The organism is Citrobacter europaeus, from assembly GCF_037482245.1.
Taxonomy (GTDB): Bacteria; Pseudomonadota; Gammaproteobacteria; order Enterobacterales; family Enterobacteriaceae; genus Citrobacter; species Citrobacter europaeus.
In genome coordinates, this window is record NZ_CP148084.1 from 5,078,130 (window position 1) to 5,102,601 (window position 24,472).

At 51.7% G+C, this 24,472-nt stretch carries 23 protein-coding genes; 15 read left to right on the top strand and 8 right to left on the bottom strand.

Annotated features, from left to right (window positions below):
• Nucleotides 1–360: 360 nt before the first annotated feature.
• Together WHR59_RS23800 and mdtD are read left to right on the top strand one after the other, a co-directional pair.
• The gene (locus WHR59_RS23800) at nucleotides 361–1,065 is read left to right on the top strand and encodes a FadR/GntR family transcriptional regulator (protein WP_043018832.1); all 705 of its coding nucleotides are present in this window, start codon (nucleotides 361–363) and stop codon (nucleotides 1,063–1,065) included.
• Nucleotide 1,066: 1 nt separating this feature from the next.
• Nucleotides 1,067–2,494: a multidrug transporter subunit MdtD gene (gene mdtD, locus WHR59_RS23805; protein WP_043018831.1), complete on the top strand. Its 1,428-nt coding sequence runs from the start codon at nucleotides 1,067–1,069 to the stop codon at nucleotides 2,492–2,494.
• Here the strand turns inward: mdtD and rbsR are convergent.
• From rbsR to kup, 7 genes are all read right to left on the bottom strand, one after another.
• Entirely contained in the window at nucleotides 2,460–3,452 is a 993-nt protein-coding gene (gene rbsR, locus WHR59_RS23810) for a ribose operon transcriptional repressor RbsR (RefSeq protein WP_087050730.1), read from the bottom strand. The two genes, mdtD and rbsR, sit on opposite strands and share 35 nt — an antisense overlap.
• 3 nt (nucleotides 3,453–3,455) lie before the next feature.
• Entirely contained in the window at nucleotides 3,456–4,385 is a 930-nt protein-coding gene (gene rbsK, locus WHR59_RS23815; protein WP_338843493.1) for a ribokinase, read from the bottom strand.
• 141 nt (nucleotides 4,386–4,526) lie between these two features.
• Nucleotides 4,527–5,417 carry a ribose ABC transporter substrate-binding protein RbsB gene (gene rbsB / locus WHR59_RS23820; protein ID WP_338843494.1) on the bottom strand — a complete coding sequence of 297 codons (891 nt, stop codon included), beginning with the start codon at nucleotides 5,415–5,417 and terminating at the stop codon, nucleotides 4,527–4,529.
• 24 nt (nucleotides 5,418–5,441) lie between these two features.
• Nucleotides 5,442–6,407: a ribose ABC transporter permease gene (gene rbsC / locus WHR59_RS23825; RefSeq protein ID WP_043018828.1), complete on the bottom strand. Its 966-nt coding sequence runs from the start codon at nucleotides 6,405–6,407 to the stop codon at nucleotides 5,442–5,444.
• Between the two features lie 5 nt (nucleotides 6,408–6,412).
• Nucleotides 6,413–7,918, bottom strand: coding sequence for a ribose ABC transporter ATP-binding protein RbsA (gene rbsA, locus WHR59_RS23830; RefSeq protein WP_338843495.1), 1,506 nt, complete (start codon nucleotides 7,916–7,918; stop codon nucleotides 6,413–6,415).
• A gap of 7 nt (nucleotides 7,919–7,925) precedes the next feature.
• Entirely contained in the window at nucleotides 7,926–8,345 is a 420-nt protein-coding gene (gene rbsD / locus WHR59_RS23835) for a D-ribose pyranase (protein WP_043018826.1), read from the bottom strand.
• A gap of 192 nt (nucleotides 8,346–8,537) precedes the next feature.
• On the bottom strand, nucleotides 8,538–10,406 hold the full coding sequence (gene kup / locus WHR59_RS23840; protein WP_075145440.1) for a low affinity potassium transporter Kup: 1,869 nt from the start codon (nucleotides 10,404–10,406) through the stop codon (nucleotides 8,538–8,540).
• Nucleotides 10,407–10,736: 330 nt separating this feature from the next.
• Here kup and ravA point away from each other — a divergent pair, with 330 nt between their 5' ends.
• The gene (ravA, locus tag WHR59_RS23845; protein WP_047407695.1) at nucleotides 10,737–12,233 is read left to right on the top strand and encodes an ATPase RavA; all 1,497 of its coding nucleotides are present in this window, start codon (nucleotides 10,737–10,739) and stop codon (nucleotides 12,231–12,233) included.
• A complete protein-coding gene (gene viaA, locus WHR59_RS23850) occupies nucleotides 12,227–13,678 on the top strand; it encodes an ATPase RavA stimulator ViaA (protein ID WP_043018823.1) in 1,452 nt (483 codons plus the stop codon). Before ravA ends, viaA begins: the two co-directional genes overlap by 7 nt.
• A gap of 3 nt (nucleotides 13,679–13,681) precedes the next feature.
• Here the strand turns inward: viaA and asnA are convergent, their stop codons facing one another.
• A complete protein-coding gene (gene asnA / locus WHR59_RS23855; protein ID WP_003827009.1) occupies nucleotides 13,682–14,674 on the bottom strand; it encodes an aspartate--ammonia ligase in 993 nt (330 codons plus the stop codon).
• 151 nt (nucleotides 14,675–14,825) lie between these two features.
• Here asnA and asnC point away from each other — a divergent pair, with 151 nt between their 5' ends.
• The 11 genes from asnC (at nucleotide 14,826) to atpG (ending at nucleotide 24,460) form a co-directional block, all read left to right on the top strand.
• Nucleotides 14,826–15,284 carry a transcriptional regulator AsnC gene (asnC, locus tag WHR59_RS23860; protein WP_003023780.1) on the top strand — a complete coding sequence of 153 codons (459 nt, stop codon included), beginning with the start codon at nucleotides 14,826–14,828 and terminating at the stop codon, nucleotides 15,282–15,284.
• Nucleotides 15,285–15,372: 88 nt separating this feature from the next.
• Complete coding sequence (gene mioC, locus WHR59_RS23865) at nucleotides 15,373–15,822, top strand: FMN-binding protein MioC (RefSeq protein ID WP_047407697.1); 450 nt, start codon at nucleotides 15,373–15,375, stop codon at nucleotides 15,820–15,822.
• A 372-nt stretch (nucleotides 15,823–16,194) separates the two neighbouring features.
• Complete coding sequence (mnmG, locus tag WHR59_RS23870) at nucleotides 16,195–18,084, top strand: tRNA uridine-5-carboxymethylaminomethyl(34) synthesis enzyme MnmG (RefSeq protein ID WP_016155085.1); 1,890 nt, start codon at nucleotides 16,195–16,197, stop codon at nucleotides 18,082–18,084.
• Nucleotides 18,085–18,186: 102 nt separating this feature from the next.
• Nucleotides 18,187–18,810 (top strand): 16S rRNA (guanine(527)-N(7))-methyltransferase RsmG, encoded by a 624-nt coding sequence (rsmG, locus tag WHR59_RS23875; RefSeq protein WP_047407700.1) that lies wholly within the window; start codon nucleotides 18,187–18,189, stop codon nucleotides 18,808–18,810.
• 614 nt (nucleotides 18,811–19,424) lie between these two features.
• Nucleotides 19,425–19,805: a F0F1 ATP synthase subunit I gene (atpI, locus tag WHR59_RS23880; RefSeq protein ID WP_043018820.1), complete on the top strand. Its 381-nt coding sequence runs from the start codon at nucleotides 19,425–19,427 to the stop codon at nucleotides 19,803–19,805.
• 7 nt (nucleotides 19,806–19,812) lie between these two features.
• Entirely contained in the window at nucleotides 19,813–20,628 is an 816-nt protein-coding gene (gene atpB, locus WHR59_RS23885; protein ID WP_003023792.1) for a F0F1 ATP synthase subunit A, read from the top strand.
• Nucleotides 20,629–20,674: 46 nt separating this feature from the next.
• Nucleotides 20,675–20,914 (top strand): F0F1 ATP synthase subunit C, encoded by a 240-nt coding sequence (atpE, locus tag WHR59_RS23890; RefSeq protein ID WP_003023794.1) that lies wholly within the window; start codon nucleotides 20,675–20,677, stop codon nucleotides 20,912–20,914.
• Between the two features lie 59 nt (nucleotides 20,915–20,973).
• Nucleotides 20,974–21,444 carry a F0F1 ATP synthase subunit B gene (gene atpF / locus WHR59_RS23895; protein ID WP_003827022.1) on the top strand — a complete coding sequence of 157 codons (471 nt, stop codon included), beginning with the start codon at nucleotides 20,974–20,976 and terminating at the stop codon, nucleotides 21,442–21,444.
• A 14-nt stretch (nucleotides 21,445–21,458) separates the two neighbouring features.
• A complete protein-coding gene (atpH, locus tag WHR59_RS23900; protein WP_006687767.1) occupies nucleotides 21,459–21,992 on the top strand; it encodes a F0F1 ATP synthase subunit delta in 534 nt (177 codons plus the stop codon).
• 12 nt (nucleotides 21,993–22,004) lie between these two features.
• Nucleotides 22,005–23,546 (top strand): F0F1 ATP synthase subunit alpha, encoded by a 1,542-nt coding sequence (gene atpA / locus WHR59_RS23905; RefSeq protein ID WP_003023802.1) that lies wholly within the window; start codon nucleotides 22,005–22,007, stop codon nucleotides 23,544–23,546.
• 50 nt (nucleotides 23,547–23,596) lie between these two features.
• Nucleotides 23,597–24,460 carry a F0F1 ATP synthase subunit gamma gene (gene atpG, locus WHR59_RS23910; RefSeq protein WP_003023804.1) on the top strand — a complete coding sequence of 288 codons (864 nt, stop codon included), beginning with the start codon at nucleotides 23,597–23,599 and terminating at the stop codon, nucleotides 24,458–24,460.
• The last annotated feature ends 12 nt before the right edge of the window (nucleotides 24,461–24,472 follow it).

Consider the following 24,472-nt stretch of genomic DNA (forward strand, 5'->3'; position numbering starts at 1 on the left):
TGTCTGATAAATTGTTAAAGAGCAGTGCCGCTTCGCTTTTTCTCAGCGGCGCGGGGTGTGCATATTACGCCATCCCGCTACGAAGTCAAGCATTTAATTTCGCTTTCTTCGCCGGAGTTCTCAGTGGAACCCCGCTGACCCGGCGGCTTGTAATCCGTTGTTCCGTGTCAGTGGAGGCGCATTATAGGGAGTTATTTCAGGCTGACAAGGGGAAATTTAAAATAACTTTCCGAGTGCGTGTTTTTTCATCAAAACCATCATTAACATGCCATAAAATAAGCAAATTGCCGTTTTTGCAGCCGCAATCACATTTCCTGGTGGCATACTAATGAATAAGAAAATAAGTAAGGAAGAACATTCATGCCGTTAAATGCCCAACAGCTAGCCGCACAGAAAAACCTGTCCTACGTTCTGGCCGAAAAGCTGGCTCAGCGAATATTAAAAGGTGAATACGCACCAGGCGCGATATTGCCTGGCGAAATAGAGCTGGGCGATCAGTTTGGCGTGAGTCGCACTGCGGTAAGAGAAGCGGTAAAAACGTTAACGGCAAAAGGTATGGTATTACCGCGCCCGCGTATTGGTACACGCGTCATGCCGCAAGCAAACTGGAACTTCCTCGATCAGGAACTGCTCACCTGGTGGATGACGGAAGATAATTTCCCACAGGTCATTAAACATTTTCTGGTGATGCGTATCAGCCTGGAGCCTCAGGCGTGTTCACTGGCGGCGACCATAGGCACGGCAGAACAGAAAGCGCATCTCAACACGCTGATGGAAGAGATGGTCGAGCTGAAAAGAAACTTCAGACGCGAGCGCTGGATTGAAGTTGATATTGCATGGCATGAACACATCTATGAAATGAGTGCGAATCCGTTCCTTATATCCTTTGCATCACTGTTTCATTCCGTTTACCAGACCTACTTTACTTCTATTACCTATAACGACGTGGTTAAACTGGATCTGCACCAGGCCATTGTTGATGCAATTGATGATAGCGATGGCGATCGCGCCTTCACTGCCTGTCAGGCATTGCTGATAGCACCAAACGTGCTACCGGATAAATAATATGTCAGAAAAGAAATCACGCAGTATGGCCGGGCTGCCGTGGATAGCCGCCATGGCCTTTTTTATGCAGGCACTAGACGCCACAATCCTCAATACCGCCTTACCCGCAATAGCACATAGTCTTAACCGCTCTCCGCTCGCCATGCAGTCGGCCATTATCAGCTACACCCTGACGGTCGCCATGCTTATCCCGGTGAGTGGATGGCTGGCAGACAGGTTCGGCACCCGGCGCGTCTTTATGATTGCCGTTAGCCTGTTTACATTGGGATCGCTGGCCTGTGCGCTGTCCAGCTCCCTAAGCGAACTGGTGATTTTCCGCATCATTCAGGGCATCGGCGGCGCCATGATGATGCCCGTTGCCCGTCTGGCATTATTGCGAGCTTACCCCCGCAGCGAACTGCTTCCCGTGCTTAACTTCGTAACCATGCCAGGACTTGTAGGGCCGATTTTAGGTCCGGTATTGGGCGGTGTACTGGTCACATGGGCTAGCTGGCACTGGATATTCCTGATTAATATTCCAATTGGCGTGGCAGGTATCTTCTATGCACGCAAATATATGCCGAACTTCACCACGCCGCGCCGCAGTTTTGATATGACCGGTTTCTTTCTGTTTGGTTTGAGCCTGGTGTTGTTTTCCAGCGGGGTAGAGCTTTTCGGTGAGAAGCTTGTCGCAACCTGGATAGCGCTCAGCATTATCCTTGCCAGCATTTTGTTACTGCTTGCCTACATTCGCCATGCGCGTCGTCATCCAACGCCGCTGATATCGCTTCCTATATTTAAAACCCGAACCTTTTCTGTCGGGATCGCCGGAAACCTCGCCACTCGTCTAGGTACAGGGTGCGTGCCTTTCTTAATGCCGCTGATGTTACAGGTAGGCTTTGGTTACCCGGCGCTGATAGCCGGTTGCATGATGGCGCCAACGGCACTGGGATCAATACTGGCGAAATCAATGGTGACGCAGGTACTGCGCCGGCTCGGCTACAGGACCACACTGGTCGGCGTTACGGTGTTTATCGGCCTGATGATTGCGCAGTTCGCGCTGCAATCTCCCGCCATGCCGGTCTGGATGCTGATCCTACCGTTGTTCATTTTAGGTATGGCGATGTCCACCCAGTTTACCTCAATGAATACTATCACTTTAGCGGATCTGACCGATGAAAACGCCAGTAGCGGCAACAGCGTGCTGGCTGTCACTCAGCAGTTATCAATCAGTTTAGGGGTCGCCATCAGCGCCGCCGTTCTGCGAATCTATGAAGGTATGGAAGGAACCAATACGGTCGAGCAGTTCCACTACACCTTTATAACGATGGGCGCTATCACGGTAGTGTCTGCGCTGATGTTCATGCTGCTAAAAGCCAAAGATGGACGCAACCTGATTAAAGAGCGACATAAGCCTAAACCGACCCCCGCTCCATCAAAACAGGAGTAAGTTGCAGGCGCTGCTGCTGCAATGCGGGCTGCGCCATCCGATGAATTAACACATCGATGGCCAGTTCGCCCAGTTCATCTTTTGGTTGGTGAATGGTCGTCAGGGGTGGCGTCATATAGCGCGCCAGCTCGATATCGTCATAACCCACCACCGCCATATCCTGAGGAATACGCAATCCCGACTGGTACAGAGCCTGATACGCGCCGACCGCCATTGCATCATTGCCGGTAAAAACGGCCTGCGGTCGCTGTTTATGCGATAGCAACGTTTGCATAGCTTCAAAGCCGCCGCCGAACTCAAAGTCACCGGTAATCTCGTAGCCTTCCGGGACAGGCAAGCCCGCCCGCTTCATTGCCGCCCGATATCCTTCCAGACGTAAACGCGCCGGAGTTTTATCCAGCGGCCCGGTAATGCAGGCAATGCGCGTAAAACCTTTTTCGATAAGATGTTGCGTGGCTAAATCCCCGCCCAGCAGGGAGTTATCCTGAATCAGATCGCTTTCACCATCAAAAGGCGACCAGTCCATCATCACGGTTGGTATAGAAGGATAACGCTGCATTATCTCTCTGGAAGGCTGATGTGTTTCCGTACAGAGCAGCAGCAAACCGTCCACGCGTTTTTGCATCAGCGTTTCCAGATTACGGTTCATGCGCTGTTCATCGCCTTCGGTATTGCACAGCACCAGGCTGTAACCGCGCTCAAAACAGCTACGTTCAACGCCGCGCACCAGCTCAGAATAGAAGGGATTGGTACTGGCAGTGATTAACATGCCAATAGTGCGGGTCTGGTTTAACTTGAGACTACGCGCCAGCGCGGAGGGGGCATAGTTAAGCTCTTTAATCGCCGCTTGCACTTTGTCTGTGACAGACTCACTGACAAAGCGATCTTTATTAATGACGTGAGAAACCGTCGACGTGGAAACACCCGCCAGGCGGGCGACATCCTTCATTGTAGCCAAGCGTTACCTCTGCTGACTTAAAAACGCTTCTATTTCTTCGCGCCATGGAACGGAAGGCTGCGCACCTTTACGAGTGACCGCAATCGCCGCAGCGGCATGTGCAAAACGGATAGCTTCAGGCAGAGGAGCCTCTTCCAGTAACGCTGTAATTAACGCGCCGTTAAAGGTATCCCCAGCGGCAATGGTATCAACAGCGTCAACTTTAAACCCTGGCACACGCTGACCTTCACCCTTTACGCTGGCCCATACTCCGCGACTGCCTAAGGTAATCAGTACCGTATCGATCCCCTTCGCGTGCAATGCCTGAGCCGCTTTGGCCGCGTCTTCATCGTTTTCGACCCGGATCCCCGTCAGCTTTTCAGCCTCGGTTTCATTCGGGGTAATAATATCCACCAGCGCCAGCAGTTCGTCAGAAAGTTCACGTGCCGGAGCCGGATTCAGGGCAACCGTGGTCTTATTTTGATGTGCAATCTTTGCCGCAGCCAGTACGCTTTCGATCGGCGACTCTAACTGCATCAGTAAGGCTGACGCCTGCGCAATACGCTCATGCTGTGCTTCCACCAGAGCTGGCGAAAGCGCTGCGTTCGCACCAGCATGAATACCGATGACGTTCTCGCCTTCACCATTCACAAAGATCAACGCCACACCGGTCGATTCCCCCGAAATTACGCTAATCGGCGCAATATCGATATTATCTTTGGCTAACTGTTTACGAACACTTTCGCCAATATCATCATCGCCCGTACAGGCAATAAATGCGATATTCGCGCCACTACGACCCGCAGCAACAGCCTGATTCGCGCCTTTACCGCCAAATGCGACCTGATAATGGCTACCGGTTACGGTTTCACCAGGTGTCGGGAAAGAATTAAGATTAAGGATGTGATCGGCATTGATACTGCCAAGAACAACGAGGTTGCCTGCGGTTTTCATATTTGGTGTTCCAAGTCAAAGTGCGCCACCGGGTTAGGGTGGCGCGTGCCCTGCTTTTCTTTTTACGCTTTCATCCCCAAAACCAGATACGGGGATGGCGTATTTATGTCTCCATCAGGCCGCGAGCGACCTGAATCGGTATTACTGCTTGATGACCAGCTTCAGGTCAACCGGATATTTAGCCTGAACCTTCTCGCCTTTCAGGACCTTATCCGCAGTCTCAACGCCTTTGGCGCCGATCTGATCCGGCAACTGAGCAATGGTCGCAGCCAGTTTGCCATCATTTACTGCTTTTTCGCCATCTGGAGTGCCGTCAAATCCAACCACCATCACATCAGATTTACCCGCAGTTTGCAGTGCGCGCAGCGCGCCAAGCGCCATTTCATCGTTCTGGGCAAATACGGCCTGCACGTCAGGATGCGCGGTCAGCAGGTTCTGCATGACGTTCAGACCTTTGGTGCGGTCGAAGTCTGCCGGCTGGCTGGCCAGTACGTTAAATTTGTGTGCCGCAACGGCCTGCAGGAAACCTTCGCCACGCTCACGCGCCGCTGAAGTACCGGCAATACCCTGCAGTTCGATAACTTTAGCGCCTTCACCTGCTTTCTTCGCGATGTAATCACCCGCGATTTTGCCGCCCAACACGTTATCAGACGCAATGTGGCTTACCACTTCGCCTTTGGACGCAACGCGGTCAAGGGTAATAACCGGAATTTTAGCCTGGTTAGCCATTTTCACAGCGTTACCAACAGCATCAGAGTCGGTCGGGTTGATCAGCAGAATTTTAGTTCCACGAACCGTTAAATCCTGAACGTTAGCCAGCTCTTTCGCCGGGTTGTTCTGTGAGTCCAGAATCACCAGGTTGTAGCCCAGCTTATCCGCCTCTTTTTGCGCCCCATCCTTCAGAGAAACAAAGAACGGGTTGTTGAGGGTGGAGACCACCAGCGCAATGGTATCTTTCGCCATCGCATTCGCGCTCACGGTGGCGCTCAGCGCAACAGCAGAAACCAGGGTAGCTAGTTTTTTCATGTTCATATTTAAGATGTCCTGTAATCGTTGTTACTGCTTTTTGTTGTCTACCAGTACCGCCAGCAAAATCACCACCGCTTTAACGATCATCTGGTAATAGGAGGATACACCTAACAAATTCAAACCATTATTGAGGAAACCAAGAATCAATGCGCCGATCAGCGTCCCAACAATACGTCCTTTACCACCCGCCAGGCTGGTACCGCCTAACACTACCGCTGCGATTGCATCCAGCTCATAGCCAGTACCTGCCGTTGGCTGCGCAGAGGAGAGGCGCGCTACTTCAATGATGCCCGCCAGCGATGCCAGCAGACCGCACAGTGAGTAAACGATAATTTTGATTTTACTGACGCTGATACCGGACAGACGCGTTGCCGCTTCGTTACCGCCCAGCGCATAGATATATCGGCCCAGACGAGTGTGGTGCAGCATGTACCACGCCGCGAGGAAGACAACCCCCATGATCCACACAGGCGTCGGGACGCCTAACGGACGACCAATACCAAACCAGCCAAACAGATCGGCATTATCAGTAAACCCGGTATTTACCGGACTGCCGTTGGTGTAGACCATGGTTACACCGCGCAGCAGCAGCATCATCACCAGAGTTGCGATAAACGCCTGCACGCGGCCTTTTGCAACAATCACCCCGGTGACTGCGCCAATGGCAGCGCCGAGCGCCAGGGCCGCAGCAACAGCCACCAGCGCATTGACTTCAATACCGACAATGGACGCTGCAACCGCACCGGTAAGCGCCAGCAAGGAACCGACGGACAGATCGATACCCGACGTCAGGATAACCAGCGTCATGCCAACGGCCATGATGGCGTTCACCGACGTTTGCTGGAGAATGTTGAACAGGTTATTAACGGTAAAAAAGTTAGGGCTCATGGTAGAAACAATCGCGATCAGCACTAGCAGAGCGATGAGCGACTTTTGCTCCAGAAGCCATGCTTTAGTGAAATAACGGCGACCAGAAACAGCCTGGGTAGTCATCTTTTTTACTCCTGATTCACGCGATTAAGCTTGCCCACAGCGGCAGCCATTAATACTTCCTGAGTGGCCTGCTCGCGAGTGAACTCACCGCCGAGATGCCCTTCATGCATAACGATAATTCGATCGCTCATGCCCAATACTTCTGGCATCTCAGAGGAGACCAGAATGATGCTCAGCCCATCGGCCTTAAACTGGTTGATAAGCTGATAGATTTCTTTCTTGGCCCCAACGTCAACGCCGCGCGTTGGTTCATCAAGGATCAGGACTTTGGGTCGAGTCATGAGACCGCGCGCAATGGCCACTTTCTGCTGGTTACCGCCGGAGAGCAGGCCGATAGCCTGTTCCATCGACGGCGTTTTAACATTGAACAGACGAATAAAATCACCTACCGCCTGCTGCTCATCTTTATGCTTCAGGCTTCCACCGGCGCGGCTGAAATAGCGCAGCGCGGTCAATGACATGTTCTCTTTCACCGACATGCCCAGCACTAAACCATCGCGTTTACGGTCTTCAGAAATATAGACGATGCCGTTTGCCAGTCCATCCTGCGGCGAACGGGTGACAACCTCATGGCCATCAAGCGTGACGTAGCCGCTGGTGCGTGGCAATGCGCCGTACAACACTTTCATCAGCTCGGTACGTCCGGCTCCCATCAGCCCTGATACGCCAAGGATCTCGCCTTTACGCAGCGTGAACGAAACATCATTTACGCCAGGGCCACACAGGTTATCGACCTTCAGGCGAATATCACCCGGCGCTTTTTCCAGGCGCGGGTACTGATCTTCCAGCTTACGTCCCACCATCATTTCAATCAGCGAGTCTTCGGTAAGCGAGGCGACTTCACGCTCGGCAATAAACTGCCCGTCGCGAAAAACGGTCACGTCATCGCAAATCTCGAAAATCTCTTTCATGCGGTGAGAAATATAGACAATGCCGCGTCCCTGGGATTTCAGTTCGCGAATGACGCGGAACAGAGATTCAGTTTCAGTATCGGTGAGCGCATCCGTCGGTTCATCCATAATGATGACCTTCGATTCAAAGCTCAGCACTTTGGCAATTTCGACCATCTGCTGATCGCCAATCGACAGCTCACCGACCAGCCTGTCGCTTTTAAAGCGCAGATTGAGTTTGGCGAGCAGCAAATCGGCTTCGGCGTACATCTTTTTCCAGTCAATTTTGCCAAAGCGATTCACAAACTCGCGGCCAAGAAAAATGTTCTCGGCGATAGTGAGTTGCGGGATCAGGTTCAGCTCCTGGTGGATGATACCGATTCCGGCTTCCTGGGAGGATTTCGGGCCGTTAAAGGTGGTCTCTTTCCCCAGCCATAATAAAGAGCCGGCATCACGGGTGTAGATCCCGGTCAGCACTTTCATCATGGTGGATTTGCCCGCGCCGTTTTCACCCACCAGCGCCATTACGCGGCCAGGATAGACATTCAGCGCAGCGCCGGATAGCGCTTTTACGCCCGGGAACTCTTTATCGATCCCTTTGAGTTGCAGTAATGCGTTCATGATGGCCTCAGAACGTGACGCCAGCACAGAGAATGATATTCGCATACGGAGAACACTCTCCGCTGCGAATTACCGCCTGACTGTCTGCGGTTTGTTTTTTGAATTGTTCATGCGTGGTGTAACGAATTTCAATGGTGTTTCCCTGGTGTTGTTGCAGTTGCTCAATGAACTTAAGCAACGTTTCGTGGAGTTGCGGATTATGTTGTTTAATTTCCGACGCGAGAATGGCCGCCTCGACCTGCATTTCACGTGTAACCACATCCAGTACCTGCATAAAAGAAGGTACGCCCTGGGTTAATGCCATATCAATACGCGTTGTGCTGTTCGGGATGGGTAAACCTGCATCACACACCACCAGCGTATCGGTATGCCCCAGACGGGAGATCACCGTTGAAATTTCAGAGTTGAGTACCGTGCCTTTCTTCATTTTCTTTCCCCACTAGCGAAACGTTTCGCTGAAGATAAGTGTAGTGTGAAGAGTGGACAGAAAACCACCGTGACGTTACGAAAATGTGATCGTCATCGAAACGTTTCGCAAGGATTATCATTCGATGAAATGAAAACTGAGAGGGACAAAACAAAACGCCCCCTTTCGCGATGAAAGAGGGCGTCGATGAGATTAAATCTCGACCTGAGTACCGAGCTCAATAACCCGGTTCGGTGGGATTTCAAACTGGTCCGGCGCGCGCAGCGCGTTGCGCTGTAGCAGCAGATACAGCTTGCCACGCAGACGCAGATACCATGGCCGCTTGCCGACAATCAACGACTCGTGCGACATGAAGAAAGAGGTTTCCATCATTCTACAGCTTAAACCTTCCAGACCGCAGCGATGGAACACTTCCTCAACGTTCGGCGTTTCGCGCCAACCGTAGCTGGCCACCACGCGCCAGAAGGTGGGCGATAATTGCTCAATCTGCACCCTACGCACGTTGTGAACATAGGGCGCATCTTCCGTGCGCAGCGTCAGCAGAATAACGCGCTCATGCAGCACCTTGTTATGTTTGAGGTTATGCAGAAGCGCAAACGGGATGACGTTCAATGCACGAGACATATACACCGCCGTTCCCGGCACGCGTACCGGTGGAGATTTCTCCAGAGAGGCAATCATCGCCTCCAGAGAATTGCCGTGCTCATGCATGCGACGCAGCAGACGGAAACGCTCGCTTTTCCAGGTGGTCATGATGGTGAACATCACCAGCCCCAGCGTCAGAGGCAGCCAACCGCCGGAAATCAGTTTATCGAGGTTCGCGGAGAACAGCGGAATATCGACGCACAAGAACGCCACCAGGATCAGGAAGACAAAGTATTTATTCCAGTGCCAGTTTTTGCGCGCCACGGTGGTCGACAAAATTGAGGTCAGCACCATCGTTCCCGTCACCGCAATTCCGTACGCAGCGGCCAGATTACTGGAGTGCTCAAAGCTCACAATCACGATAACCACCGCAAAATAGAGCATCCAGTTAACGAAAGGAATGTAGATCTGGCCAGATTCCATTTCCGAAGTGTGAATGATACGCATCGGTGACAAATACCCCAGACGTACGGCCTGACGCGTCAGCGAGAAGACGCCAGAGATAACTGCCTGTGAAGCGATGACCGTTGCCAGCGCGGCGAGGATCAGAAGCGGTATCAACGCCCAGTCCGGCGCCAGCAGGAAGAACGGGTTTTTGATCGCTTCAGGATGCTTTAACAGCAACGCCCCCTGACCAAAATAGTTCAGCACCAGCGAAGGTAATACCACGGAGAACCAAGCCAGGCGAATCGGCAACTTACCGAAGTGGCCCATATCTGCATACAGCGCTTCAACACCGGTGATCGACAGCACCACCGCACCCAGCGCTATAAAGGACAACGTTTTGAATTCGAGGAAGAAATGCACCGCCCAATACGGATTGAGCGCCTGCAGCACTTCCGGATTGCCAATAATACTGCGTACACCTAATACCGCGAGCGTCAGGAACCACAGCAGCATAATCGGCGCAAACAGCTTACCGACCATGCCGGTACCGTGTTTTTGAATCAAAAACAGCAGGGTCAGCACGATTATCGAGAGCGGAACAATCCAGGTGTCCAGTTGCGGGGCAACTATCTCCAGACCTTCAATCGCCGACATCACCGAGATGGCAGGTGTTATCACCACTTCTCCATAGAAGAAGCTGCCGCCAATCAACCCCATAATCACCAGCATGGAGGTGGTTCGCGCCGAGGTATTGCGCCCGGCCAATGACATCAGCGTCAGGATCCCGCCTTCTCCGGCGTTATCCGCGCGCATGACAAACGTCAGGTATTTAATGGAAACAACAAAGATAAGCAGCCAGAAAATCAGCGAGAGAAAGCCAAATACGGCATCACGTTCAACGCCAAAACCAAACTGGCCGGACAAACATTCACGAAGCGTATAAAGTGGGCTGGTACCAATATCACCGTAGACAACCCCAATGGCCGCAAGGGTAATCGCAGACAATGATTGTTTATTATCAGTGCTCATAGACTCGTCTTTCGTTTATACACATCATCTTTCAAGCCGCCTCCGCGTGGGCTGCATTCGTTATTCCCCCCATCCCCGGAGAAAACTCCATTGCCGCCTTGGTGCAGCTTGATTGATTTGGTGTATATATAAGAAATGTGTGCGTCGTCCCTTGGCCCACAAAAAGGCGCACAGTATGCACGATTAATCGCAAAATCGTACCCCTAAATGAGACCAGATTAATCTGGCTCAAAGAAAAATAAGCGCACCTTCAGTCTATTACTGCACTGGTGTGAAGCATCTATACTCGCAGTTTATGCAGTACATTCGGCGAAAGGACGCCACTTCATTATGGCTCACCCACATTTATTAGCGGAAAGAATTTCCCGTCTGAGCAATGCGCTGGAAAAGGGACTTTATGAACGTAGCCACGCTATTCGCCTGTGTCTGCTGGCTGCACTCAGCGGCGAGAGCGTTTTCTTATTAGGTCCTCCCGGGATTGCGAAAAGCTTAATTGCCCGCAGACTGAAATTTGCTTTTCAAAATGCTCGCGCCTTCGAATACCTGATGACGCGTTTCTCTACACCGGAAGAGGTTTTCGGCCCGCTGTCGATTCAAGCCCTTAAAGATGAAGGTCGCTATGAACGCTTAACCGCAGGCTATCTTCCTGAAGCTGAAATCGTCTTTCTCGACGAAATCTGGAAGGCGGGCCCGGCGATTCTTAACACCCTGCTAACCGCCATCAACGAACGCCACTTTCGTAACGGCGCGCATGAAGAGAAAATCCCGATGCGCTTGCTGGTGGCAGCCTCCAATGAACTGCCAGAAGCAGACAGCAGCCTGGAAGCACTGTACGACCGTATGCTGATTCGCCTGTGGCTGGATAAAGTTCAGGACAAAGCCAACTTCCGATCGATGCTGTTAAGTCAGCAAGATGAAAGCGACAATCCGGTCCCGGCGTCGTTACAGGTGACGGATGAAGAGTATAACCAGTGGCAAAAGGACATTGGCGCCATCAAGCTTCCCGATCGCGTGTTTGAGCTTATTTTCACGTTGCGCCAGCAACTGGACACGCTACCGAATGCCCCTTATGTGTCCGATCGGCGCTGGAAAAAAGCCATTCGCTTACTCCAGGCCAGCGCTTTCTTTAGCGGACGTGATGCCGTAGTACCTATCGACCTGATCCTGCTGAAAGATTGCCTGTGGTACGACGCGCAAAGCCTGAATCTGATGCAACAACAGCTGGAAATATTGATGACCGGACACGCATGGCAGCAGCAAGCCATGCTGACGCGACTGGGCGGTATTGTGCAGCGCCGCATTCAACTCCAGCAGCAGCAAAGCGACAAAACGGCGTTCACGGTGATCCGCCAGGGCGGCATGTTCAGCCGTCGCCCTCATTATGATTTACCGCCGGAAGCTACGTCTTCTGTCGTAACATTACTCCTGCAAAAGCCCTTAAAGCTGCATGACATGGAAGTTATCCATATTGCTTTCGAACGTGGCGCACTGGAGTTGTGGCTCACCAAAGGTGGTGAGATCCGCGGAAAATTAAACGGGATCGGTTTTGCCCAGACGCTGAACATGGAAGTGGATAGCGCGCAGCACCTGGTCGTGCGTGATGTCAGTTTGCAAGGCTCTCGACTGGCATTGCCCGGTTCTTCACAAGAGAGTATGCCTGCAGAGATAAAACAAGAGCTCGAAGCACTTGATAACGAGTGGCACCAGCAGCACAGCGCATTTAGCGAGCAGCAAAAATGTCTGTTTATTCATAGCGACTGGTTAGGCCGCATTGAGGCCAGCCTGCAGGATGTCGGGGCGCAAATCCGCCAGGCGCAACAATGCTGACCCTTGATACACTCAACATCATGCTGGCAGTCAGTGAAGAGGCGATGATCGAAGAGATGATCGTCGCCCTGCTGGCTTCTCCAAAGATGGTGGTCTTTTTTAAAAAATTCCCCCGCCTCAAAAAAGCGATCGCTGAAGATATACCGCGCTGGCGTGAATCTTTGCGTAGCCGCCTTAAAGATACCCATGTGCCGCCGGAGTTGGCGGAAGAGGTCATTTGTTATCAGCAAAGCCAACTCCTCTCTCATGCGCAGTTTATCGTCCAGCTACCGCAAATATTGTCGCTATTGCACCGCCTCCATTCGCCGTGGGCCGGACAAGCGCAACAGTTGGTCAATGACAACAGCGCGTTTACGCCTGCCCTCCATACGCTTTTTCTTCAGCGCTGGCGCCTGAGTCTGGTGGTGCAAACCACAACCCTGAATCAGCAACTGCTGGAAGAAGAACGCGAACATTTGCTCAGTGAAGTACAGGAACGGATGACCCTTAGCGGGCAACTGGAACCCGTACTGGCAGAAAATGACAACGCCGCAGGCCGGTTATGGGATATGAGCGCGGGTCAAATCAAGCGCGGTGATTATCAGTTGCTGGTTAAATATGGCGAATTCCTGACGCAACAGCCCGAACTCCAGCGTCTGGCTGAGCAGTTAGGCCGTTCCAGAGAAGCGAAATCCGTGCCGCGTAAAGATGCGCCAATGGAAACCTTCCGTACCCTGGTACGCGAACCGGCAACCGTCCCGGAACAGGTGGATGGCATCCAGCAAAGCGACGACATCCTGCGCTTGCTACCTCCTGAACTGGCCACGCTGGGCATTACCGAACTGGAATACGAGTTCTATCGTAGGCTGGTGGAAAAGCAACTGCTGACCTATCGTCTGCACGGCGAAGCATGGCGCGAGAAAGTAACGGAACGTCCGGTGGTGCATCAGGATTTTGATGAGCAGCCGCGCGGGCCTTTTATTGTTTGCGTAGATACGTCGGGATCAATGGGCGGGTTCAATGAACAGTGTGCGAAAGCCTTTTGCCTGGCGCTAATGCGCGTCGCCCTGGCCGATAACCGGCGCTGTTTCATTATGCTGTTTTCAACAGAAGTGGTGCGCTATGAGCTGTCTGGTCCAGAGGGTATCGAACAGGCGATTCGTTTTTTAAGTCAGCGCTTTCGTGGCGGTACCGATATTGCCAGCTGTTTTCGCGCCATTATTGAGCGCATGCAGGGTCGGGAATGGTTTGATGCCGATGCGGTGGTTATCTCTGATTTTATCGCTCAGCGATTACCCGATGAGGTCGTCAGCAAAGTGGGGGAATTACAGCGGGTACACCAGCACAGATTTCACGCGGTGGCGATGTCTGCACATGGCAAACCCGGCATCATGCGCATTTTCGATCATATCTGGCGCTTTGATACCGGGATGCGAAGCCGCCTGCTCAGACGCTGGCGGCGTTAATTATTACAGCAGAGAGGCGACGCTTTCACGTACCTGTGCCGGCCATACGCCACACTGAACCTGACCAATGTGCGGTAATTGCAGCAACAGCATGGTCAGACGCGACTGCCCAATGCCGCCACCAATTGTCTGCGGCATTTCACCGCGCAGCAGCGCCTGATGCCATTCCAGACTCAGGCGATCTTCATCACCGGTCAGAGACAGCTGGTGTTTCAGGGCGTCAGCATCGACACGGATCCCCATAGAAGACAGCTCAAACGCATCTTCCAGCACCGGGTTCCAGACCAGAATATCCCCGTTCAGACCGGCGTGACCCAGCTCGGACGCTGAACTCCAGTCATCATAATCCGGCGCACGTACATCGTGACGGTGACCGTCACTGAGCTTGCCGCCGATCCCCACCAGAAATACCGCGCCCAGCTCTTTAGCGATCGCACGTTCACGACCTTTTGCATCAAGATCCGGATAACGAGATAACAACTCCTGGCTATGAACAAAGTGGATCTGCTCAGGCAGGAACGGTGCCAGACCAAACTCTTTGCTAACCGCAGCCTCAGTAGCCTTAATACCCGCCCAGATAGCCTCTACCGTGCTTTTCAGAGTGGAGAATTGACGCTCACCGTCGCCCATCACGCGCTCCCAGTCCCACTGATCAACATACACTGAGTGCAGCGGGGAGAGGCGATCTTCATCGGGACGCAGGGCCTTCATGTGCGTGTACAGCCCTTCACCTGCGCTAAAGTCGTGTTGTCCTAACGTTTGACGCTTCCACTTCGCCAGTGAATGAACCACTTCGAATTGAGCGTCTGGCAATGCTTTAACCTTCACCTGCACCGCTTTTTCACAGCCCGACAAGTTATCCTGCGTGCCATCTCCAACGCGGCTGAGGATCGGCGCCTGAACTTCGATCAGACCTAAACGCTCTTCCAGCTGACGAGAAAAATGAGATTTTACGAAGCTAATTTGACGTTGTTTGGCAATGTAAGCGGTTTTCATTATGTGTACTCCTGTGTCCTGTTGCCTATGATTAAGCAACAGAATGGAGGTAATATTCAATAATCAACAAACAAAAAGCCGACTTCGATTTTGATTCGTTAAAATTAACGTCTAAAATAGAGGGAATCATTAATCTACATAAGAAAAACCTATGGAAAATTATCAGATCGACAATCTGGACCGCGGCATTCTTGACGCCCTGATGGAAAATGCCCGTACCGCCTACGCAGAATTAGCCAAACAATTCGGCGTCAGCCCAGGAACAATTCACGTACGTGTAGAAAAGATGAAACAGGCCGGGATTATTACCGGCGCGCGGATTGATGTGAGTCCCAAACAGTTGGGCTATGACGTCGGCTGCTTTATCGGCATCATATTGAAAAGTGCGAAAGACTATCCGTCAGCGCTGGCCAGACTGGAAAGCCTCGATGAAGTGACCGAAGCGTATTACACCACCGGGCACTACAGCATCTTTATTAAGGTGATGTGCAAGTCGATCGACGCGTTGCAGCAGGTACTTATCAACAAGATCCAAACAATTGACGAAATTCAGTCCACGGAAACCCTGATCGTCCTGCAAAACCCGATCATGCGTACCATCAAGCCGTGATCGCTTTTTTTAATACCCTGGTTTTCCACAGGTAGATCCCAGCTCGCTCACAGCGTACAATACGCCCTCTTTATAAAGGTGGGCGATCATGGCAGACATCACTCTTATCAGCGGTAGTACGCTTGGCAGTGCGGAATATGTAGCAGAACATCTGGCTGAAAAGCTGGACGACGCCGGTTTTTCCAGCGAAATACTGCATGGGCCAATGCTTGAAGAGGTTCCGACTGACGGCATCTGGCTGATTATTAGCTCTACGCACGGTGCGGGAGACATTCCTGACAACCTACAGCCTTTATATGATGCGTTACGCGAGCAAAAGCCGGACCTGTCACAAGTGCGGTTTGGCGCAATCGGGATCGGCAGTCGTGAATATGACACCTTTTGCGGCGCAATCGACAAGCTGGAAGCCGAATTGAAGGCCTGTGGAGCAAAACAGGTAGGCGAAACGCTCAGGATCAACGTACTGGAACATGAAATTCCGGAGGATCCGGCTGAAATTTGGCTGGGATCGTGGCATCCATTGCTCAGAGTTTTGTAAAGATCGTACTTTTTTATGTGGGTAACTCTGGTTAAAAGCTTGGATCAACCGGTAGTTATCCCAAGAACAACCGTTGTTCAGTTTTTGAGTTGTGTATAACCCTTCATTCTGATCCCAGCTTATACGGACCAGGATCACCGATCATTCACAGCTAATGATCCTCAGCAACCTGTTGATCTTATTCAAAGGATCGCCCTTATCCACAGAAACTTGCGATCCTAATAAGAGATCACAATAAAACAGATCTCTAAATAAAAAGATCTTCTTTTTAATACCCAGGATCCCAGGTCTTTCTCCATCGACTAAAGTTGAGTAGAATCCACGGCCCGGGCTTCAATCCATTTTCACACCGCGTTATGCGAGGCAATTACCATGTTTTATCAGGATCCTTTTGACGTCATCATCATTGGCGGGGGTCATGCAGGCACCGAGGCCGCAATGGCCGCGGCGCGAATGGGTCAACAGACTCTGCTTTTGACACACAATATCGACACTCTGGGGCAGATGAGCTGCAACCCGGCGATCGGCGGTATTGGGAAGGGACACCTGGTAAAAGAAGTGGATGCGCTTGGCGGGTTGATGGCAAAAGCGATCGACCATGCAGGTATCCAGTTTAGGATACTAAACGCAAGCAAAGGGCCAGCCGTTCGCGCTACCCGAGCTCAGGCCGATCGCGTGCTCTATCGCCAGGCGGTACGTACCGCACTGGAGAATCAACCCAACCTGATGATCTTCCAACAGGCGGTTGAAGATCTGATTGTTGAAAACGATCGTGTTGTGGGCGCAGTGACCCAAATGGGACTGAAGTTCCGTGCCAAAGCGGTTGTATTAACCGTGGGGACTTTCCTCGACGGCAAAATTCATATTGGTCTGGATAACTACAGCGGTGGCCGTGCTGGCGATCCGCCGTCTATCCCGCTGTCACGTCGTCTGCGTGAACTGCCGCTGCGCGTCAGCCGCCTGAAAACGGGTACACCGCCGCGTATCGATGCGCGCACTATTGATTTCAGCGTGCTTGGCCAGCAAAACAGCGATAACCCGATGCCGGTCTTCTCATTCCTGGGCGATGCTTCTCAACATCCGCGCCAGATGCCGTGTTACATCACGCATACCAATGAGAGAACCCATGACGTGATCCGCAATAACCTCGATCGTAGCCCGATGTACGCCGGCGTGATCGAAGGTATCGGCCCGCGCTACTGCCCGTCGATCGAAGACAAAGTGATGCGCTTTGCCGATCGTAACCAGCATCAGATCTTCCTTGAACCGGAAGGACTGACGTCTAACGAAATTTACCCGAATGGCATCTCCACCAGCCTGCCGTTCGATGTGCAGATGCAAATTGTCCGCTCTATGCAGGGAATGGAAAATGCCAGAATCGTCCGCCCTGGCTACGCTATTGAGTATGATTTCTTCGATCCGCGCGACCTGAAACCTACTCTGGAAAGCAAATTCATCCAGGGTCTGTTCTTTGCGGGACAGATTAACGGTACAACCGGTTACGAAGAAGCCGCCGCGCAAGGCATGCTGGCTGGTCTGAACGCCGCACGCTTGTCTGCTGAGAAAGACGGCTGGGCACCGCGTCGCGATCAGGCTTATCTTGGCGTGCTGGTGGACGACCTGTGTACGCTGGGCACTAAAGAACCGTACCGCATGTTTACCTCACGCGCAGAATACCGTTTGATGCTGCGTGAAGATAACGCCGACCTGCGTCTGACCGAAATTGGTCGAGAACTGGGTCTGGTGGACGATGAGCGCTGGGCTCGCTTCAACGAGAAGCTGGAGCGCATCGAACAAGAACGCCAGCGTCTCAAATCAACATGGGTAAACCCGTTAGCGGAATCTGCAGCAGAAGTGAATGCTCACCTGGCAACGCCTCTGTCACGTGAAGCCAGCGGTGAAGATCTGCTGCGTCGCCCGGATATGACCTATGCTCAGTTGACCTCTTTATCTGCGTTCGCACCAGCGCTTGACGATGCTCAGGCCGCGGAACAGGTTGAGATTCAGGTGAAATACGAAGGGTATATCGCCCGTCAGCAGGAAGAAATTGAAAGACAGCAGCGTAATGAGAACACCCTGTTGCCTGCAACGCTGGATTATCGCCAGGTCTCTGGCTTGTCGAATGAAGTCATCGCCAAACTGAACGATCACAAACCGGTATCGATCGGTCAGGCATCGCGCATTTCCGGCGTAACGCCTGCCGCCATCTCCATTCTGCTGGTATGGCTGAAAAAACAAGGTATGCTGCGCCGCAGCGCTTGATAACTCTCATTTGGCGGGGGCGCTTCGCTTGCCCGCCGTACAAATTTGTAGGCCCGATAAGCGAAAGCGCATCGGGCATTTGATTATTAACAGGTAACGACCGTGCTCAACAAACTCTCTCGTCTGCTGGCTGATGCCGGTATTTCTCTTACCGATCACCAGAAAAATCAGCTGATTGCGTATGTCGATATGCTGCACAAATGGAATAAAGCGTACAACCTTACGTCGGTGCGGGATCCCAACGAAATGCTGGTGCGCCATATTCTGGACAGCATTGTCGTCGCGCCGTATCTGAAGGGGGAGCGTTTTATCGATGTGGGTACGGGACCTGGCCTGCCGGGAATTCCGCTCTCTATCGTGCGCCCTGAAGCGCATTTCACACTGCTGGATAGCCTGGGAAAACGCGTCCGTTTCTTGCGTCAGGTGCAGCATGAGCTTGCGCTTACTAACATCACGCCTGTACAAAGCCGTGTTGAAGAATTCCCTTCAGAACCGCCGTTCGATGGGGTCATTAGCCGTGCTTTTGCATCACTCAATGATATGGTGAGCTGGTGCCATCATTTGCCAGGACCTGATGGACGTTTTTATGCGTTAAAAGGGCAGTTGCCTGCAGATGAAATTGACTCGCTGCCAGCAGAATTCAGCGTCGAGTCGGTTGAAAAATTACGCGTTCCGCAGTTGGAAGGCGAACGTCATTTGGTGGTTATTAAGCCAAACAAAATTTAATTTTTATCAAAAAAAATAGAAAAAAAACGGCAGTTCAGGTGTTAAAAGTCATAGGGAATAGTGTGGTTAAATGTCGTTACATTTCACCAATGCCTTACGGTTTTGCATCATAACTATAACGTACCGTTTTTTGTTAAAAGCGAAACAAGTCAGCTGTGAAAATATCAGTCTGCTAAAAATAGAACGTAAGAATCACCCGTTGTGTTAATTTTTTATTATAAATGTCAATGCGTGGTTTTTTTGTTGTTAGCTGTTGTTTTTTAAATAGTGGCTATTTTTACGCTTAAATATCAAAAAGATGAAAAGGCATCATTTGCCACGTAAATAAATTATGCGAAGGTGAATATGTTCAATATGTGATCTGGTGCACGCTTTACCGCCAGTGTTTACGCGGCATTTGCAGTTTTGCATGATCGTTCACAGTTTGCCAAAAAGTGATAAATGTGGGGTAGCGAAAAATATTTAAACATTTATTCACTTTTTAGCTACTTATTGTTTGAAATCACGAAGCCGCACCGTATAATTTGACCGCTTTTTGATGCTTGACTCTAAGCCATAAAGAACGTTTTATACGACACGCGGCATACCTCGTAGGGAGCAGGAGTAAAAACGTGATGTCTATGTCGCTCTTGAGTCGAAACGTTGCTCGTAAGCTTTTGCTCACACAGCTTCTGGCGGTAATAGCAAGTGGATTGCTGTTTAGCCTCAAAGACCCTTTCTGGGGCATCTCCGCGTTGTGCGGTGGATTGGCAGTGTTACTGCCTAACGTGTTGTTTATGATATTTGCCTGGCGTCACCAGGCGCATACACCAGCTAAAGGTCGAGTAGCCTGGACGTTCGCTTTCGGCGAAGCCTTCAAGGTGTTAGCGATGCTGGTTTTGCTGGTGGTGGCGTTGGCTGTTTTGAAAGCGGTATTCATGCCGCTGATCGTTACGTGGGTTTTGGTGCTGGTGGTTCAGATACTGGCGCCGGCTGTAATTAACAACAAAGGGTAAAGGCATCATGGCTTCAGAAAATATGACGCCGCAGGATTACATAGGACACCATCTGAATAACCTTCAGTTGGACCTACGTACATTCTCGCTGGTGGATCCGCACAACCCCCCAGCCACCTTCTGGACGCTCAATATTGACTCCATTTTCTTCTCGGTGGTTCTGGGTCTGTTGTTCCTGCTTATGTTCCGTAGCGTAGCCAAAAAGGCGACCAGCGGCGTACCAGGTAAATTTCAGACCGCGATTGAGCTGGTAATCGGCTTTGTGCATGGTAGCGTGAAAGACATGTACCATGGCAAAAGCAAGCTGATTGCTCCGCTGGCCCTGACGATTTTCGTCTGGGTATTCCTGATGAACTTGATGGATTTGCTGCCTATCGACCTGCTGCCGTACATCGGTGAGCATATCTTTGGCCTGCCGGCTCTGCGTGTGGTTCCGTCTGCTGACGTGAACATCACCCTGTCGATGGCGCTGGGCGTATTTATCCTCATTCTGTTCTACAGCATCAAAATGAAAGGCATCGGTGGCTTCGCGAAAGAGTTGACGCTGCAGCCGTTCAATCACTGGGCGTTCATCCCTGTCAACTTAATCCTTGAAGGGGTAAGCCTGCTGTCCAAACCAATTTCTCTTGGTCTGCGACTGTTCGGCAACATGTATGCCGGTGAGCTGATTTTCATTCTGATTGCTGGTCTGTTGCCGTGGTGGTCACAGTGGATCCTGAATGTGCCATGGGCCATTTTCCACATACTGATTATCACGCTGCAAGCCTTCATATTTATGGTTCTGACGATTGTCTATCTGTCGATGGCATCTGAAGAGCATTAATTTACCAACACTACTACGTTTTAACTGAAACAAACTGGAGACTGTCATGGAAAACCTGAATATGGATCTGCTGTACATTGCTGCCGCTGTGATGATGGGTCTGGCGGCAATCGGTGCTGCGATCGGTATCGGCATCCTCGGGGGTAAATTCCTGGAAGGCGCAGCGCGTCAACCGGATCTGATTCCTCTGCTGCGTACTCAGTTCTTTATCGTTATGGGTCTGGTGGATGCAATCCCAATGATCGCTGTAGGTCTGGGTCTGTACGTGATGTTTGCTGTCGCGTAGTAAGCGTTGCTTGAATTAAGAGCAATATCAGAACGTTAACTAGATAGAGGCATTGTGCTGTGAATCTTAACGCAACAATCCTCGGCCAGGCCATCGCGTTTGTCCTGTTCGTTCTGTTCTGCATGAAGTACGTATGGCCGCCATTAATGGCTGCCATCGAAAAACGTCAAAAAGAAATTGCTGACGGCCTTGCTTCTGCAGAACGAGCACATAAGGATCTTGACCTTGCAAAGGCCAGCGCGACCGACCAGCTGAAAAAAGCGAAGGCGGAAGCTCAGGTAATCATCGAGCAGGCGAACAAACGCCGCGCTCAGATCCTGGACGAAGCTAAAACTGAAGCAGAGCAGGAACGTACTAAAATCGTGGCACAGGCGCAGGCGGAAATTGACGCCGAGCGTAAACGTGCTCGCGAAGAGCTGCGTAAGCAAGTTGCTATCCTGGCTGTTGCTGGCGCCGAGAAGATCATCGAACGTTCCGTGGATGAAGCTGCTAATAGCGACATCGTGGACAAACTTGTCGCTGAACTGTAAGGAGGGAGGGGCTGATGTCTGAATTTATTACGGTAGCTCGCCCCTACGCCAAAGCAGCTTTTGACTTTGCCGTTGAGCACCAAAGCGTTGACCGTTGGCAGGATATGCTGACGTTTGCCGCTGAGGTGACTAAAAACGAACAAATGGCAGAGCTTCTTTCTGGCGCACTGGCGCCGGAAACGCTCGCTGAGTCGTTTATCGCCGTGTGCGGTGAGCAGTTGGACGAAAGCGGTCAGAACCTGATTAGGGTAATGGCTGAAAATAACCGTCTGAATGCGCTCCCGGATGTTCTTGAGCAGTTTATTCACCTGCGTGCAGCCAGTGAGGCTATCTCTGAGGTAGAAGTCACTTCTGCCAATGCACTGAGTGATGAACAGCTTACGAAGATTAGTGCAGCGATGGAAAAACGTCTGTCACGCAAAGTTAAGCTGAATTGCAAAATCGATAAGTCTGTAATGGCAGGCGTAATCATCCGAGCGGGTGATATGGTCATTGATGGCAGCGTACGCGGCCGTCTTGAGCGCCTTGCAGACGTCTTGCAGTCTTAAGGGGACTGGAGCATGCAACTGAATTCCACCGAAATCAGCGAACTGATCAAGCAGCGCATTGCTCAGTTCAATGTTGTGAGCGAAGCTCATAACGAAGGTACTATTGTTTCTGTAAGTGACGGTGTTATCCGCATTCACGGCCTGGCCGATTGTATGCAGGGTGAGATGATCTCCCTGCCGGGTAACCGTTACGCTATCGCACTGAACCTGGAGCGCGACTCCGTAGGTGCAGTTGTGATGGGTCCATACGCTGACCTTGCCGAAGGCATGAAGGTTAAGTGTACGGGTCGTATTCTGGAAGTTCCGGTTGGCCGTGGCCTGCTGGGTCGTGTGGTGAACACTCTGGGTTCCCCGATTGACGGTAAAGGTCCGGTTGATAACGATGGCTTCTCGCCAATCGAAGTTATCGCACCAGGCGTAATCGAACGTCAGTCCGTCGACCAGCCAGTACAGACCGGTTATAAATCTGTTGATGCCATGATCCCAATCGGTCGTGGCCAGCGTGAGCTGATCATCGGTGACCGTCAGACAGGTAAAACTGCGATGGCAATCGACGCCATCATCAACCAGCGTGATTCCGGCATCAAATGTGTGTACGTGGCTATCGGCCAGAAAGCGTCCACCATTTCCAACGTGGTTCGTAAACTGGAAGAACACGGCGCACTGTCCAACACCATCGTTGTGGTGGCGACTGCGTCTGAATCTGCTGCACTGCAATACCTGGCGCCATATGCCGGTTGCGCAATGGGCGAATACTTCCGTGACCGCGGCGAAGATGCACTGATCGTTTACGATGACCTGTCTAAACAGGCTGTTGCTTACCGTCAGGTTTCCCTGCTGCTCCGTCGTCCGCCAGGACGTGAAGCATTCCCAGGCGACGTATTTTACCTCCACTCCCGTCTGCTGGAACGCGCATCCCGCGTAAACGCGGAATACGTTGAGAAGTTCACCAATGGTGAAGTGAAAGGTAAAACCGGCTCCCTGACCGCTCTGCCGATTATCGAAACCCAGGCGGGTGACGTTTCTGCGTTCGTTCCGACCAACGTAATTTCCATTACCGATGGTCAGATCTTCCTGGAAACCAACCTGTTCAACTCCGGTATTCGTCCGGCTGTTAACCCGGGTATCTCCGTATCTCGTGTAGGTGGCGCAGCGCAGACCAAGATCATCAAGAAACTGTCCGGTGGTATTCGTACCGCACTGGCGCAGTATCGTGAACTGGCAGCGTTTTCTCAGTTCGCTTCCGACCTGGATGAAGCTACGCGTAAGCAGCTGAGCCACGGTCAGAAAGTAACTGAACTGCTGAAGCAGAAACAGTATGCCCCAATGTCTGTAGCACAGCAGGGTGTGGTGCTGTTTGCGGCTGAACGCGGTTACCTCGAAGATGTGGAACTGGCGAAAATCGGTAGCTTCGAAGCCGCTCTGCTGGCTTACGTTGACCGTGACCACGCTCCGCTGATGCAAGAGATCAACCAGTCCGGTGGCTATAACGATGAAATCGAAGGCAAGCTGAAAGCTATCCTCGATTCCTTCAAGGCAACCCAGTCCTGGTAACGTCTGGCGGTCTGCTTTAGGGCGGACCGCAAGGCATTGAGGAGAAGCTCATGGCCGGCGCAAAAGAGATACGTAGTAAGATCGCAAGCGTCCAGAACACGCAGAAGATCACTAAAGCGATGGAGATGGTCGCCGCTTCCAAAATGCGTAAATCGCAGGATCGCATGGCGGCCAGCCGTCCTTATGCAGAGACCATGCGCAAAGTGATTGGTCACCTTGCGAATGGTAATCTGGAATATAAGCACCCTTACCTGGAAGAACGCGACGTTAAACGCGTGGGCTACCTGGTGGTGTCGACCGACCGTGGTCTGTGCGGTGGCTTGAACATTAACCTGTTCAAAAAGCTGCTGGCGGATATGAAAACATGGTCCGATAAAGGCGTTCAGTGCGATATCGCAATGATCGGCTCTAAGGGCGTGTCTTTCTTTAACTCCGTTGGCGGTAATGTGATTGCTCAGGTAACCGGTATGGGGGATAACCCTTCCCTGTCCGAACTGATCGGTCCGGTTAAAGTGATGCTGCAAGCCTACGATGAAGGTCGTCTGGACAGACTGTACGTTGTCAGCAACAAATTTATTAACACCATGTCTCAGACGCCAACCATCACCCAACTGCTGCCTCTGCCGGCATCAGATGATGATGAATTGAAGCGTAAATCCTGGGATTACCTGTATGAACCAGACCCGAAAGCGCTGCTGGATACCCTGCTGCGTCGTTATGTCGAGTCTCAGGTTTATCAGGGCGTGGTAGAAAACCTGGCCAGCGAGCAGGCCGCACGTATGGTGGCGATGAAAGCCGCGACCGACAATGGCGGCAGCCTGATTAAAGAGCTGCAGTTGGTATACAACAAAGCTCGTCAGGCCAGCATTACTCAGGAACTCACCGAAATCGTCGGTGGTGCATCCGCGGTATAACCAGGTTAATTC

What these genes read in the sequence shown, in the direction of transcription:
- mdtD (WP_043018831.1), top strand. Translation starts at nt 1,067, where the DNA reads ATGTCAGAAAAGAAATCACGCAGTATGGCCGGGCTGCCGTGGATAGCC.
- rbsA (WP_338843495.1), bottom strand. Translation starts at nt 7,918, where the DNA reads ATGAACGCATTACTGCAACTCAAAGGGATCGATAAAGAGTTCCCGGGC.
- kup (WP_075145440.1), bottom strand. Translation starts at nt 10,406, where the DNA reads ATGAGCACTGATAATAAACAATCATTGTCTGCGATTACCCTTGCGGCC.
- asnA (WP_003827009.1), bottom strand. Translation starts at nt 14,674, where the DNA reads ATGAAAACCGCTTACATTGCCAAACAACGTCAAATTAGCTTCGTAAAA.
- mioC (WP_047407697.1), top strand. Translation starts at nt 15,373, where the DNA reads ATGGCAGACATCACTCTTATCAGCGGTAGTACGCTTGGCAGTGCGGAA.
- WHR59_RS23800 (WP_043018832.1), top strand. Translation starts at nt 361, where the DNA reads ATGCCGTTAAATGCCCAACAGCTAGCCGCACAGAAAAACCTGTCCTAC.
- asnC (WP_003023780.1), top strand. Translation starts at nt 14,826, where the DNA reads ATGGAAAATTATCAGATCGACAATCTGGACCGCGGCATTCTTGACGCC.
- atpA (WP_003023802.1), top strand. Translation starts at nt 22,005, where the DNA reads ATGCAACTGAATTCCACCGAAATCAGCGAACTGATCAAGCAGCGCATT.
- rbsD (WP_043018826.1), bottom strand. Translation starts at nt 8,345, where the DNA reads ATGAAGAAAGGCACGGTACTCAACTCTGAAATTTCAACGGTGATCTCC.
- atpH (WP_006687767.1), top strand. Translation starts at nt 21,459, where the DNA reads ATGTCTGAATTTATTACGGTAGCTCGCCCCTACGCCAAAGCAGCTTTT.
- viaA (WP_043018823.1), top strand. Translation starts at nt 12,227, where the DNA reads ATGCTGACCCTTGATACACTCAACATCATGCTGGCAGTCAGTGAAGAG.
- ravA (WP_047407695.1), top strand. Translation starts at nt 10,737, where the DNA reads ATGGCTCACCCACATTTATTAGCGGAAAGAATTTCCCGTCTGAGCAAT.
- mnmG (WP_016155085.1), top strand. Translation starts at nt 16,195, where the DNA reads ATGTTTTATCAGGATCCTTTTGACGTCATCATCATTGGCGGGGGTCAT.
- rbsC (WP_043018828.1), bottom strand. Translation starts at nt 6,407, where the DNA reads ATGACTACCCAGGCTGTTTCTGGTCGCCGTTATTTCACTAAAGCATGG.
- atpG (WP_003023804.1), top strand. Translation starts at nt 23,597, where the DNA reads ATGGCCGGCGCAAAAGAGATACGTAGTAAGATCGCAAGCGTCCAGAAC.
- rbsK (WP_338843493.1), bottom strand. Translation starts at nt 4,385, where the DNA reads ATGAAAACCGCAGGCAACCTCGTTGTTCTTGGCAGTATCAATGCCGAT.
- atpB (WP_003023792.1), top strand. Translation starts at nt 19,813, where the DNA reads ATGGCTTCAGAAAATATGACGCCGCAGGATTACATAGGACACCATCTG.
- rbsB (WP_338843494.1), bottom strand. Translation starts at nt 5,417, where the DNA reads ATGAACATGAAAAAACTAGCTACCCTGGTTTCTGCTGTTGCGCTGAGC.
- atpI (WP_043018820.1), top strand. Translation starts at nt 19,425, where the DNA reads ATGTCTATGTCGCTCTTGAGTCGAAACGTTGCTCGTAAGCTTTTGCTC.
- atpE (WP_003023794.1), top strand. Translation starts at nt 20,675, where the DNA reads ATGGAAAACCTGAATATGGATCTGCTGTACATTGCTGCCGCTGTGATG.